Annotated in this window: 15 protein-coding genes; 2 read left to right on the forward strand and 13 right to left on the reverse strand. The window is 75.5% G+C overall.

From position 1 onward, the window contains the following. Positions 1-116: 116 nt before the first annotated feature. Positions 117-1595, forward strand: a complete 1479-nt coding sequence (locus QRT03_RS16910) for a helix-turn-helix domain-containing protein (RefSeq protein WP_286054097.1) — start codon at positions 117-119, stop codon at positions 1593-1595. A 12-nt stretch (positions 1596-1607) separates the two neighbouring features. Here the strand turns inward: QRT03_RS16910 and hepT are convergent, their stop codons facing one another. The 3 genes from hepT to QRT03_RS16925 are packed head-to-tail and all read right to left on the reverse strand — an operon-like array spanning position 1608 to position 3665. Beyond that, positions 1608-2054 carry a type VII toxin-antitoxin system HepT family RNase toxin gene (gene hepT, locus QRT03_RS16915; protein ID WP_286054098.1) on the reverse strand — a complete coding sequence of 149 codons (447 nt, stop codon included), beginning with the start codon at positions 2052-2054 and terminating at the stop codon, positions 1608-1610. Next, positions 2051-2458, reverse strand: a complete 408-nt coding sequence (locus QRT03_RS16920; protein ID WP_286054099.1) for a nucleotidyltransferase family protein — start codon at positions 2456-2458, stop codon at positions 2051-2053. Before QRT03_RS16920 ends, hepT begins: the two co-directional genes overlap by 4 nt. Before the next feature lie 4 nt (positions 2459-2462). Beyond that, a complete protein-coding gene (locus tag QRT03_RS16925) occupies positions 2463-3665 on the reverse strand; it encodes an MFS transporter (protein WP_425604862.1) in 1203 nt (400 codons plus the stop codon). A 162-nt stretch (positions 3666-3827) separates the two neighbouring features. Here QRT03_RS16925 and QRT03_RS16930 point away from each other — a divergent pair, with 162 nt between their 5' ends. Next, the gene (locus QRT03_RS16930; protein ID WP_286054101.1) at positions 3828-4811 is read left to right on the forward strand and encodes a GlxA family transcriptional regulator; all 984 of its coding nucleotides are present in this window, start codon (positions 3828-3830) and stop codon (positions 4809-4811) included. Positions 4812-4818: 7 nt separating this feature from the next. On the opposite strand, the gene QRT03_RS16935 is transcribed toward QRT03_RS16930, so the two are convergent. From QRT03_RS16935 to folP, 10 genes are all read right to left on the reverse strand, one after another. After that, positions 4819-5661, reverse strand: a complete 843-nt coding sequence (locus tag QRT03_RS16935) for a type III pantothenate kinase (protein WP_286054102.1) — start codon at positions 5659-5661, stop codon at positions 4819-4821. Between the two features lie 31 nt (positions 5662-5692). Then, complete coding sequence (gene panD / locus QRT03_RS16940) at positions 5693-6127, reverse strand: aspartate 1-decarboxylase (protein WP_286054103.1); 435 nt, start codon at positions 6125-6127, stop codon at positions 5693-5695. Beyond that, on the reverse strand, positions 6127-7044 hold the full coding sequence (gene panC, locus QRT03_RS16945; RefSeq protein ID WP_286054104.1) for a pantoate--beta-alanine ligase: 918 nt from the start codon (positions 7042-7044) through the stop codon (positions 6127-6129). The genes panD and panC overlap by 1 nt, the downstream gene beginning before the upstream one ends. Continuing rightward, positions 7041-7988, reverse strand: a complete 948-nt coding sequence (locus QRT03_RS16950) for a Rossmann-like and DUF2520 domain-containing protein (protein WP_286054105.1) — start codon at positions 7986-7988, stop codon at positions 7041-7043. The genes panC and QRT03_RS16950 overlap by 4 nt, the downstream gene beginning before the upstream one ends. A 369-nt stretch (positions 7989-8357) precedes the next feature. Then, positions 8358-9671, reverse strand: coding sequence for a PrsW family intramembrane metalloprotease (locus QRT03_RS16955; RefSeq protein ID WP_286054106.1), 1314 nt, complete (start codon positions 9669-9671; stop codon positions 8358-8360). A 47-nt stretch (positions 9672-9718) separates the two neighbouring features. Beyond that, positions 9719-10396, reverse strand: a complete 678-nt coding sequence (locus tag QRT03_RS16960; protein ID WP_286054107.1) for a DUF6779 domain-containing protein — start codon at positions 10394-10396, stop codon at positions 9719-9721. A gap of 80 nt (positions 10397-10476) precedes the next feature. Then, positions 10477-10947: a DUF3180 domain-containing protein gene (locus tag QRT03_RS16965; protein ID WP_286054108.1), complete on the reverse strand. Its 471-nt coding sequence runs from the start codon at positions 10945-10947 to the stop codon at positions 10477-10479. Beyond that, positions 10944-11453, reverse strand: a complete 510-nt coding sequence (folK, locus tag QRT03_RS16970) for a 2-amino-4-hydroxy-6-hydroxymethyldihydropteridine diphosphokinase (RefSeq protein ID WP_286054109.1) — start codon at positions 11451-11453, stop codon at positions 10944-10946. The genes QRT03_RS16965 and folK overlap by 4 nt, the downstream gene beginning before the upstream one ends. Continuing rightward, positions 11450-11854: a dihydroneopterin aldolase gene (folB, locus tag QRT03_RS16975; RefSeq protein ID WP_286054110.1), complete on the reverse strand. Its 405-nt coding sequence runs from the start codon at positions 11852-11854 to the stop codon at positions 11450-11452. Before folB ends, folK begins: the two co-directional genes overlap by 4 nt. Next, the gene (gene folP, locus QRT03_RS16980; RefSeq protein WP_425604863.1) at positions 11851-12672 is read right to left on the reverse strand and encodes a dihydropteroate synthase; all 822 of its coding nucleotides are present in this window, start codon (positions 12670-12672) and stop codon (positions 11851-11853) included. Before folP ends, folB begins: the two co-directional genes overlap by 4 nt. Positions 12673-12706: the final 34 nt, after the last annotated feature.

Consider the following 12706-nt stretch of genomic DNA (forward strand, 5'->3'; position numbering starts at 1 on the left):
AACGACGTCTTCACGCCGCGTGCGCGGCGACACTGGACCGGTCAAGCAAGGCTTCCCTTACTCCCCTTCGTGACGCACGATGGAGGACCGGCCCGGCGAGGTCCACGAGGTGGTGGATGACGACGTTCTCCGACCCGGATGCCTGGGGGGATCCGGTCGCGCGTGCGGCGCTGCTCGCGCGCGTGCGCGACGCCGTGCTGGCCGGCGGACGCGCCGAGGTCGACCCGCGCGCCGTCGTCTCCGACTCCTGGCGCCGCTCCCTGGCCGCCCACGTCGACCCCGACCACGGCGCCCCGACCCACGTGTACGACGACCGCGAGCTCGACGCGGTCCGTGAGTCGCACCCGCTCGCCCCGGTCCTGCCGCTGCTGCGGACCACGCTGCTCGAGATCGCCGACGAGGCGATGCACGTCATGATCGTCACCGACGCGCAGGGCCACATCCTGTGGCGCGAGGGCGCGGCGGGGATGCTGCACCTCGCCGACGACCTCGAGCTCGCGGAGGGCTTCCGCTGGAGCGAGGACTCGGCGGGCACGAACGCGATGGGCACCTCGCTCGCCGCCGACGGCGCCGTCCAGATCCACTCCTCGGAACACCTCGTCGCGCAGTACCACCGGTTCACCTGCGCGGCCGCCCCGATCCACGACCCGGAGACCGGCGAGGCCGTCGGCGCGGTCGACCTGACCGGTCCGGTGCGGACCTTCCACCCGAGCACCCTCGCCCTGGTCACCGCCGCGGCCCGGCTCGCCGAGAACCACCTCGCGACCCGCCAGGCGATCCGGGACGAGCGGCTGCGGACGCTGAACCTCCCCCACCTCGCCGGGCTCGACGCGCCCGGGGCGCTGCTCAGCCCGGCCGGCCGGGTGCTGGCCGCGACCCCGCACGGCTGGATCGACGAGCGGGTCACGCTGCCCGGGGCCGGTGACCGCGTCGCGCTCGGGGAGCACGGCGAGGGCGTCGTCGAGCCGCTCTCCGAGGGGTGGCTGCTCCGCCTCGAACGGCCCACCGGCGTCCGGGTCCGCCCGACGCTCGCGCTGCCCTTCCTCGGGGTCCCGCGGCCGGTGGCCCGGCTCGACGGCCGCCCCGTGCGCCTCGGGGCCCGGCACGCGGAGCTGCTCGCGCTCCTCGCGATGCACCCCGAGGGCCTGTCCGCGGACGCCCTCGCCGTGGAGCTGTACGGCGAGCGCGGCAACCCCGTGACCGTCCGGGCCGAGATGCACCGGCTCCGGACGCTGCTCGAGGCCGTCCCGAACGGCACCGGCGTCGTCAAGCCGCAGCCCTACCGCATCGAGGCCCGGGTCGACGCGGACTTCCTGACGCTGCGCGACGCCCTGCGGTCCGGTGCGGTCCCGGACACCGCACTGATCGGGCGCGGCGAGCTGCTGCCGACCTCGGACGCGCCGGGCATCCGCGCGCTGCGCGACGAGCTCGACGTCGGGGTCCGGCGGGCCGTCCTGCGCGGTGGCGACACCGCCGCGCTGTGGGCCCTCGCCCGCACCCCCGCCGGGCACGAGGACGCCGAGCTGGTGCAGCGCCTGCTGCACGTGCTCCCGGTCAGCGACCCGCGGCGGGCGGGACTGCGGCCGGAGGGCTGACCGCCACCGTCGTCAGCGCTCGGGATCGTGCGCCACGAACCATCGCGCCACCTGCCGCACGTAGTCCCGGTACTGCTCGACCGCCAGAGGAACGGCTGCCGCGACGATGTCGTGATCGACCTCGAGGTACATGTGGACGAGGATGTTGCGCATCTTCGCGGAAGGTACGAGCGCCCGGGACAGCTCCGGCCCGAACACACCGAGCTCCTCGGCCCGTTCGAACGATGCGGCGTACGTCTCGGGCGCTCGCCCCGTGAGTGCCACGACGACGTGACCGTTGACCGAGACGGCGAGTTCGACGACCAGGGACAGAGCGCGCTCCACCGCGAGCGCGGTGCGGAGATCCGTCCTCAACACGCCGCCGTCCAGGGGCAGGAAGCCCTCGAGCACCGCGAGGAGTTCCTCGATCCTCCGGAGCTTCGGCTCCACCGAGCGCCAGTCCAGCGAACGTGGGGTCACTCCGCCATCAGCTCCAGGTTGAGGCGACGCCACGGATCGGTGTCCATGCGCTCGTTGATCGCCGCGCCCATGGCGTCGCTCAACGCGCCGCGCTCGCTCTCGAAGAGCCACACCGCGCCGACGAACGCCCGCTCCCGGAGCACAGGTCCGGCCCGGTTGAGATGAGTGACGTCGTTCTCGCGGCCGGTGAGTCGATCCAGCTCGGACACGAGGTCCAGCAGAGCCGGGACTCGGTCGTACTCGAAGAGGACACCGATGTCCAGGTCACGCGCTCCCGGCTCGCCGCGCGCCGTGCTGCCGAAGACCGTGAGGACGCGGACGCCGTAGCGGTGGGCGAGGTCGTCCAGCGCGCCGGATGCGGCGGCGGCACGCAGCTGCGCGAGTCCGTCGGCCGGCGACACCATGAGGTCATGGTGCCATCGACTGCATCCGAGCAGCGTTCCGCGTGATCGCGAGCGACAGCACGGCCGCGACCGCACACAGCGCGCCCGCGCCCCACCAGGCACCGTCGTAGCTGCCCGTGGTGTCGCGCACGACCCCGGCGCCGAACGCCGCGAGCGCCGAGCCGACCTGGTGCGAGGCGAACACCCACCCGAAGACGATCGGCCCGCGCGCCCCGAAGCGCTCCCGGCACAGGGCGACCGTCGGCGGCACCGTCGCCACCCAGTCCAGGCCGTAGAAGACGATGAACGCCCACATCGGCGGCACCGTCGTCGGCGCCAGCAGCAGCGGGAGCACCAGCAGCGACGCCCCCCGCAGCACGTAGTAGACCGCGAGCAGGCGGCGCGGGTCCCAGCGGTCGGTGAGCCAGCCGGAGAGCACCGTGCCGACGACGTCGAAGACCCCGACGACGGCGAGCAGCCCGGCCGCCGTCGTCATCGGCATGCCGTGGTCGTGCGCGGCGGGGACGAAGTGGGTGCCGAGCAGGCCGACCGTGGTGGCGCCACAGATCGCGAAGCCGCCGGCCAGCAGCCAGAACGTCCTCGTGCGGGCCGCCTCCCCGAGCACCGAGAGGGCGCGGCGCGCGGCCCCTCCGGTGGCCGGCGGCGCCTCGTCGGCCGCGTCGGTCCCCCCGTGCGGCACGGCCCCGACGTCCCGCGGGTGGTCGCGCAGGAACAGCACGACGACCGGCACGACGACGAGTGCCCCGCCCGCGACCAGCAGGGACGCCGCCCGCCACCCGATGCTCTCCGACAGCGCGGCCATCAACGGCAGGAACACCAGGCCGCCGGCCGCCTGGGCCGCCGTCAGGACCCCGCTCACGAGCCCCCGCCGCGCCACGAACCAGCGCCCGGTCACGGTCGCGACGAACGCGAGCGCCATCGACCCGGTGCCGACCCCGACCAGCACGCCCCAGAGCAGCATCAGCTGCCAGACCTGCGTCATGAACACCGTCAGGCCGCTGCCGGCCGCGACGAGGAGCAGCGCCCACGCCACCACCCGCCGCATCCCGAAGCGTTCCATCAGCGCCGCCGCGAACGGCGAGATCACCCCGTAGAGCACGAGGTTGATCGACACCGCGGTGGAGATCGTCGCGGTGGACCAGCCGAACTCGTCGTGCAGCGGTGCGATGAGCACGCCGGGCGCGGAGCGGAAGCCGGCGGCGCCCATGAGGGCGACGAAGGCGGTCGCGGCGACGGCCCAGGGCCACCAGGTCGTGCGGGTCCGCGCCGTGGTCCGCGCAGGCTCGATGTCGGTCACGGGCGATCACGATGCCGGGTCGGACGACGCGGAACCAGTGGCAGGAACGCCATTGCGTGCAAGAATCCGGCCATGCCCCACGTCGTCGCGGTGCTCGCGCTCCCACCCGTCGTCGGGTTCGACCTGGCGATCCCGCCGCAGGTCTTCGGCAGCGCCGAGCGCGACGGGCGCCCGCTCTACGACGTCCGGGTGTGCGGCCTCGAGCCCGGCCCGGTCGCGACGACGGTGGGCTACGCGCTGCACGTCGAGCACGGCGCCGAGGCACTCGCGGCGGCGGACACCGTGATCGTGCCGGGGACGCACTACGTTCCCGCCCGGCGCGACGGGGTCCTCCCGCCCGAGGTGCACGCCGCGCTCGCGACGGTGCCCGCACACGCCCGCTGGATGTCGATCTGCACCGGCGCGTTCGTGCTGGCCGCGGCCGGGCGGCTCGGCGGGCGGCGCGCCACGACCCACTGGGCGCGGGCGGCGGAGCTGCGCCGGCTGCACGACGACGTCGAGATCGACGAGGACGTGCTGTTCGTCGACGAGGGCGACCTCGCGACCTCGGCCGGCCTCGCGGCGGGCATCGACCTGTGCCTGCACGTGCTGCGCCGCGACCACGGGGCGGCGGTGGCCAACGAGGTCGCCCGGCACCTCGTGGTGGCGCCGTGGCGCGACGGCGGGCAGGCGCAGTTCATCGAGCGACCCATTCCCGACGACGACGGCGGGTCGACGGCGGCGACCCGCGTGTGGGCGCGCGAGCACCTGAGCGAGCCGCTCGACGTCGCGACGCTGTCTCGTCACGCCGCGATGAGCACGCGGACGTTCGCCCGCCGGTTCCGCGCGGAGACCGGCACGTCACCGCACGCCTGGGTGCTGGCACAACGGGTGGCCCACGCCCGCCGGCTGCTCGAGTCGACCGACCTGCCGGTGGACCGGGTGGCCGCCGATTCCGGACTGGGCACCACGTCGTCCCTGCGGGCGCACCTCGCCGCCGACGTCGGGCTGTCGCCGCTCTCCTACCGGCGCACCTTCCGGGCGTCGCCGCCCGCTGCCGACCGCGCCGGGACCTGAATCACGCTCAGCGGCGAGCGCGCCGCTCCTCGCGGGCCCGCGCCGCCTCCCGCACCCGCCCGAACACGAGGCGCAGGCCCTGGAGGGTCAGGTCGGGGACGTGGTGGGTGACCGTGCTGCACTCGGGGGCGACCACGGGCGCCAGACCACCGCACGCGACGACCGCCACCGGCCCACGACCCGCCGTGTCCTTCGCGGCGATCTCCGCACCGATCCGGCGCACGAGCCCGTCGACCATCGCCGCCGCGCCGAGCACGAGACCCGCCTGCATGCTCTCGACGGTCGAGCGGCCCAGCACGGTGCGCGGCGCGACCAGCTCCACCGGACGCAGGCCGGCCGCCCGCACCGCGAGCGCGTCCGCGGACACCGCCACGCCCGCCGCGAGGGCGCCGCCCAGGAACTCGCCGTCGGCGGAGACGCCGTCGACGGTGGTCGAGGTCCCGAACGTCACCACCACGCACGGTCCGCCGAGGAGCTGGTGCGCGGCGAGGGCCTGCACCACCCGGTCCGCGCCGACCTCCTTGGGGTTGTCGACGAGCAGGGGCACGCCGGTCCGCACGCCCGGCTCGACCAGGACGTGCGGCACCCCGACGAAGTGCTTGTCGAGCATCCCGCGCAGCTCGCGGAGCAGGGCGGGGACCGTCGAGAGGGCGGCCACCCCGTCGACCTCGGCGAGCAACGGCCCGAGCATGCCGCGGACGGTCAGCGCGAGCTCGTCGGCGGTCGCCCGTCGCTCCGTACGTATCCGCGCGTCCCAGCGGGACGGGACCGCGGCCCCGTCGTCGAGAACGCCCCGGGGGTAGAGCGCGAGCGCCGTCTGCGTGTTGCCGACGTCGATGCAGAGCAGCACGCCCGCTCCCCCGTCGCTCCGCCCGCCCTTCTCAGTTCAGCGCGGCGGCCCGCGTGCCCGGCACCAGCAGCGACGCCTCGGGGGCGTCGGCCGGGACGAACGCCGGGTCCGACCCCTCGTCGAGCACCCGGTTGCGGTCGTCGACGAAGACCACCCGCGGCTGGTAGCGGCGCGCCTCGGCGTCGTCCATCTGCCCGTAGGCGATGAGGATGACGAGGTCGCCGGGGTGCACCAGGTGCGCCGCGGCTCCGTTGATCCCGATGACGCCGGAGCCGGCCTCACCGGGGATCACGTAGGTCTCGAGGCGGGCGCCGTTGGTGACGTCGACGATCGCGACCTGCTCGCCCTCGAGCAGGTCGGCCGCCGCCATGAGGTCGGTGTCGACGGTGACCGACCCGACGTAGTGCAGGTCCGCGTCGGTGACCGTCGCCCGGTGGATCTTGGACTTGAGCATCGTGCGCAGCATCAGACTCTCTCCGTCACCGAGACGTGGGCGTTGTCGATCAGGCGGGTGGTCCCGAGTCGGGCGGCGATCAGCAGGCGGGCGTCGCCGATGGTCGGGGTCGGGCCGAGGTCGGGGTCGCGCAGCTCGACGTAGTCGACGTCGAGCGCGGGCTCGGCGGCCAGGACCTCGCGGGCCGCGGCGACGACCGCCTCCGGTCCCTGCTCGCCGGCGTACTGGCCCGCGGACAGCGCGGCGGAGATCGTGACCGCCTGCTGCCGCTGGAGCTCGTCGAGGTAGGCGTTGCGGCTCGACCGGGCGAGGCCGTCGCGCTCGCGCACGGTGGGGACGCCGACGACGTGGACGTCGATGTCGAGGTCGCGCACCATGCGGCGGATCAGGGCCAGCTGCTGCCAGTCCTTCTCGCCGAAGAACGCGACGTCGGGGACCGTGATCGCGAACAGCTTGTTGACCACGGTCAGCATCCCGGCGAAGTGCCCCGGGCGGGCGGCGCCCTCGAGCTGGTCGCCGAGCGGGCCGGGGTCGATGCCCGTGGTGAAGCCGGCGGGGTACATGGTGTCGACCTCGGGGGCGAACACCAGCTCGACGCCCTCCTCGCGGCACATGTCGAGGTCGGCCTCGAACGCCCGCGGGTAGCGGCCGAAGTCCTCGGTCGGCCCGAACTGGCGCGGGTTGACGAAGATCGACACCACCGTCGTCGACCCCGGGATCGAGCGGGCGCGGCGCATCAGCTCGCGGTGCCCGTCGTGCAGGGCGCCCATCGTCGGGACGAGGGTGACCCGCCGACCGCCGCCCCGCAGGGCCTTCGTCACGCGGCGCAGGGTGTTCGGGTCGGTGTGGACGGTCAGGCCGTCCTTCGCGAATCGCGGCTTCGCGCGCCCGAGCAGGTCGTGCGTACGGAGGCTGGAGGGGCGGGTCACGGCGTGTGCCTCTCGAAGGTCTCGACGACCGCGGTGAACTCGTCGTCGCCGATCAGCCCGTTCCCGTGCGCCCGCTCGGCGGTGCGGCGGGCGAGGGCGCGGTACAGCTCGGCGGACTCCGGCGCGCGGGCGTCCAGGTGGCGGAGATGGGTGGCGACGGTGCCCGCGTCGCCGCGGACGACCGGCCCGGTCAGGGCGCGGTCCCCGAGCCGCAGGGCGTTGTCCAGGGCCGCGGACAGCAGCGGCGCGAGCACCCGCTCGGCCGGCTCGATCCCGGCGTCGCGCAGCAGGTCGGCGGCCTCCCGGACCAGCGTGATCAGGTGGTTCGCCCCGTGGGCCAGCGCCGCGTGGTAGAGCGGGCGCATCTCCTCGGGGATCCGCACCGGCTCGGCGCCGATCTCGACGACGAGCGCCTCCCCGACGAGCCACGCCGCCTCGGCGTCCTCGGTCGGGGTGCTGTTCGCCGTCACGCCGACGCAGGCCCCGGACAGGCGGGTGACGTCCTCGGCGCGCCCGGTGATCGTCATGGCCGGGTGCAGGGCGATCGGGAGGACGTCGTGCTCCGCGGCCGGCCCCAGCACGCCGACGCCGTGCGAGCCGCAGGTGTGCACCAGGATCTGCCCTGGGCGCAGGCATCCCGCGGCGGCGAGACCGCGCACCAGGCCGGGCAGGACGTCGTCGGGCACGGCGAGCAGGGCCAGGTCCGCGCGGCGCACCACCTCGTCGGGCGGGAGGACCTCCGCGTCGGGCAGCAGGGCCTCGGCGCGGGCGCGGGAGGCGCGGGACACCGCGGACGTGGCGACGACCGTGTGCCCGGCGGCCGCGAGCGCGGCCCCCATCACGGAGCCGACCCGCCCGGCGGAGACCACGCCGACGTCGAGACGCGCTGGCCTGGGCCCGGCGTCCCCCTGACGGGAGCCGGCGTCACTGCCGGAGGCGATCACGAGGACACCCCTTCACCACGGTCGTCGTTCCCGTCCCGCTCGGTGGAGCGGGTACCGGACGATGCGCCCGCGAGGGTAGACGCGCCGGGAGGCCCGGGAGCGGATCGGTGATCGAGGCGACACCGGGTGACGGCAATGGGCCACTGCCGGCGTCAGACGCGCGACGGGCGCCATCCACTCATCGGCCGCCGTCACCGGCGCCCACCTTGTCGCGGCGAACCACAACGACAAGGTGCCCGGGCCCAGCTTGTCGCGGCCTCCCGCGCCCACCCGCACACCTTGTCGTTCGGAATCACAACGACAAGGCGAGCCCGGGACGCCGAGAACCCGCGACAAGGGTGACCGCCACCGCCCGGCCGCCTCTCCACCTCAGTACCGCTGCGTCGGCTGATCCCAGGGTCCCGACGGCGGGTACGGCGGCTGCTGCGGGTACGGGGGTCCGGGAGGACCTGCCGTCGGGAAGGGGCCGGTCGGAGGACGGGGCCCCGGCGGCGGACCCATCGGCGGGCCGGGCGGAGGGCCCGGCGGCTGCGGCGGCCCGCCCTGGTGCGGGACGCCGGGCGCGTTGACGGCGGCCATGCGGGTCCGGACGACGTTGTCGAGCAGCTCGGCGTGCCAGCGGGGGTCCGGCGGGATGGCGCCACGCTCGGCCCGGGCCCGCAGGAAGGCGAGTTCGGACACGGCGTGCTGGTAGTGCACGACGGCGGAGGCGGCGGGCTTCCCCGCGGTGCGCCGGACGGCCGTGAGCCAGCGGCGCCGGCCCGACATGCTGCCCAGCAGCGGGACCTCGCTCTCGGCGATCCAGCCGGCCGCGGCGAACCCCGGCATCTGGCGCGCCAGGACCTCCTTCTCCCGGCGTCGCTGCCAGACCACGAGCCCGATGAGCGCGACGAAGAGCGGCACCATGATGAGGATGTAGATGCCGAAGAAGCCGGGACCGAGCTGGGTCGCGGAGTTCCACAGGGCGTGCAGGATCACCGCGAGGACGTAGCCCAGGAGGATCGCCCCGGCGCCGAGCGCACGGGAGCGCACGCTGGCGGCGATCCCGACCCCGATGCCCGTCATCGCGGTGAACAGCGGGTGGGCGAACGGGGAGAGCACGCCGCGCAGGATGAAGGTGACGATCACGCCCGCCACCGGGGCGGTGCCGTCGTCGGTGAAGGCGCGGCCGAAGTAGATGATGTTCTCGGTGAACGCGAAGCCGGCGCCGACGAAGCCGGCGTAGACGATCCCGTCGACGACGCCGTCGAACTCGCGCCGCCGGAACAGCAGCAGCCCGACCACGAAGGCGCCCTTGACGAACTCCTCGACCAGCGGCGCCGAGATCACCGCCCCGACCACGTCGCCCTGCCCCTGGCCCAGCAGGAGCTCCGCGGCGAGGACGGCGCTGGAGTTGATGATCAGTGCGACGAGGGCTGCGAAGCCGGCGCCCCACAAGAACGCGCCGAGCAGCAGGCGGGGCGGCTCGGGTTCCCAGCGGTCGACCCAGGCGAACGCGAGCAGTACCGGCCCGACCGGCAGCACCGCGCAGATCGCGCCGACGATGACGCCGGCGGCCCCGATCTCGGTGCTCGCGAGGCCGATGGCCGCCAGCGCGCAGACCCCCAGCACGATCAGCCCGACCACCGGCCAGACGAGCGTGCGTCGCTGTTGGGGAGCGAGCCGAACGGGTGAGGCGATCACCCTGCCGCAGGGTAGTGGCTCACGCCGTCAGCGGCGGGACGGGCCGGTCAGCGCGGGGGACGACGGCGGCGGTCCTCGGCGTGCGCTGCGAGGAGTTCGGCCACGGTGCGCCCGCCGGTTCCGCGGCCCGGGGCGGACGGGTGGGAGATCTCGTTGACGTGCTGGCGGGGCAGGCGGGGCGGGTCGGGGGCGGCGGGGACCTCGGGCCGCGGGGGCGGTGCGGGTCGCCGGCGGCCCTCGGAGGCCACGACCTGCAGCGGCGGGGCGGGCGTGACGGCGCGGGTCTCGGCGTTCTCCAGGTGCGAGCGCAGCCGCTCGACCTCGGCCCGCAGCCCAGCCATCTCCTGCCCGGCCTCGGCGGCCACCTCGCGGCGCACCGACTGCTCCACGGTGAGCTCGTGCTCCCGGCGGGCGTCGATCTCGGCGTTCAGCTCCAGCTCGTAGGTGCGCCGCATCGACTCCAGCTCGCGCTCCGCGGCCTCGCCGCCCTGCCCGCTGCGCCGGGCGAGCGCCGCGACCGCGAGCAGCGCCGCCCACAGGCCGGCGACGACGCCGAGCCGCAGCATCCGGGGGTCGTCGGCGAGGACGACCGTCCCCGCGGCCAGCGCCGCGCACACCGCGGTGGCGCCGAGCAGCACGCGGACCACGGGGTCGCCGGGACGCCCGCCGCCCGCGGCGGGGGACGAGCGGGACCCACGACGCCGGTCCGGCCCCGGGGCTGCCATGCGGCGAGCGTACCCACCGCGACCGGGCGACCACGGTCCGGTCCGGTTCGTCGGGATCGACGACGGGACCGGTGCCCGGTTCAGCGGTGCTGTTCCGGCTCCCGGGTCTCCGGGTCGTCCGGGGTGCGGCAGCTCCACTCGAGGGCGAGCGCAGCCCCGACGAGGACGGCCGACCCGACGATCCCGACGACCGCCGCCCCGGTGTCCGACGCCGCCGCGGCCACCTGGGCGCGGCGGGGCAGCACGTGCGCGAGGACCCCGCACCAGGCCCCGCCCACCAGTGCCCCGGCCAGCGCCGACGCCTTGGCCAGGGCGACCGCCCGGGCGGCGGACAGCGCGTCGACCGGGCGGGCGCCCGGACGCCGCCGGATCCGCCGGTACAGGACGATCGCGACCCCGCCCTCGATCAGGCCCAGGACGAGGAACGTCAGCCCGGCCGGCACGGGCAGCGGCGGCAGCGAGCCGTAGAGCAGCCCGAGCAGCAGGTTCGTCACCAGCCCGGCCGCGACCGCGATGACCAGCAGGACCGACGGGCTGGTGCGGGTGGTCACGGGCGACCCTCCACCGCCACGCCCGCCCGCTCCGCGTCGGGCAGGGCGGCCACCAGGTCGGACACCCGGCCGCGGCCGGGCACCTCGTCGTCGGGCGCGATCTCGGCCCACGGCACGAGGACGAAGGCCCGTTCCTGCAGCCGCGGGTGGGGCAGCACCAGGACGGGGTCGTCACTGGTGACGGGGGTGCCGTCCGGCTCGGCGACGGTGAGGACGTCGACGTCGAGGGTGCGCGGCCCCCAGCGCACGGCCGCCCCGGAACGGTCCCGGGCCCGGTCCGCCTCGAGCGCCTGCGCCCGGTCGAGCCACGTCCGGGCGTCGGCCTGCGGGTCGTCCACGACGACGACGAGGTTGAGGAAGTCGTCCTGGTCCACGCCGCCCCAGGGCGCGGTGCGGTAGGTCGAGGACACCGCCCGGAGCCACGGGGCCGTCGCGGCGAGCACGGCCGCGAGGTGGCCGCGGCGGTCACCGACGTTCGACCCGACGGAGAGCACGGCGCGGGTCACGGGCCCACCGTCGCGACGTCGCGTCGACGCCGGATCCGTACGGCCACGTCCTCGAACGGCCGTTGGATCGGCGCCTGCGGCTTGTGCAGGGTGACCTCCACCTCGACGACCCGCGGATCGTCGAGCACGACGGCGGCCACGTCGGCCGCGACCGCCTCGATCAGCGACCGCGGCGGGCCCTCGACGACGGCCGCGGCGGCCTCGGCGAGCGCGCCGTAGTCGACGGTCTCGGTGAGGTCGTCGCTCGCGCCGGCCGGGGCGAGGTCGACGTGCAGGACGAGGTCCAGGACGAAGTCCTGGCCGTCGCGCCGCTCGTGGTCGAACACGCCGTGCCGCCCGTGCACCCGGAGGCCGCGCAGTTCGATCGTGTCGGCGGCGGGCGACCGCTCCGCGCCGCTCACGACTCGGCCCGCGCCGCCCGCGAGGTGCCCCAGTGCCAGGCGGCCGCCACGGCGACGGCGTCGAGCGAGGCCCCGACCTCGTGGACCCGCACGCCCCAGGCGCCCGCGTTGGCCGCGAGGGCGGAGACGGCCGCCGTCGCCTGCTCGCGGCCGTCCGGCGGGCGCGGGGTGCCGTCCTCCTCGGCGAGCAGGGCCCCGAGGAACCGTTTGCGGGACGCCCCGACGAGCACCGGGAAACCGAGGGAGGTGAACACGTCGAGCTTGCGCAGCAGCTGCCAGTTGTGGGCCGCCGTCTTCGCGAACCCGAGACCGGGGTCGAGCACCAACCGCGCGGGGTCGACCCCGGCGAGCACGGCCCGGTCGATCTGCTCGATCATCTCGGCGAGGACCTCCCCGACGACGTCCTCGTAGGTCGCCAGGTTCTGCATCCGGTCCGAGTGCCCTCGCCAGTGCATGAGGACCCACCCGCACGCGGCGTCGGCCACCACTCGCGCCATCGCGGGGTCGGCCAGGCCGCCGGACACGTCGTTGACCAGTTCCGCGCCGGCCTCCAGGGCCTTGCCGGCGACCTCGGCGCGGGTCGTGTCCACGCTGACGCGCACGCCCTCGGCGACGAGTTCGGCGACGACGGGGACGACCCGCTCGATCTCGGTGGCGGCGTCGACCCGCTGGGCCCCCGGGCGCGTGGACTCGCCGCCCACGTCGACGTAGGTCGCGCCGCGGCGGGCCATCGCGACGCCGTGCGCGACGGCGTCGTCCCGGTCCAGCCAGCGGCCGCCGTCCGAGAACGAGTCCGGGGTGACGTTCAGGACGCCCATCACCAGGCAGTGGTTCGGGCGGGGGAGCGAGACG

It is taken from the genome of Actinomycetospora termitidis, from assembly GCF_030286555.1.
Taxonomy (GTDB): domain Bacteria; phylum Actinomycetota; class Actinomycetes; order Mycobacteriales; family Pseudonocardiaceae; genus Actinomycetospora; species Actinomycetospora termitidis.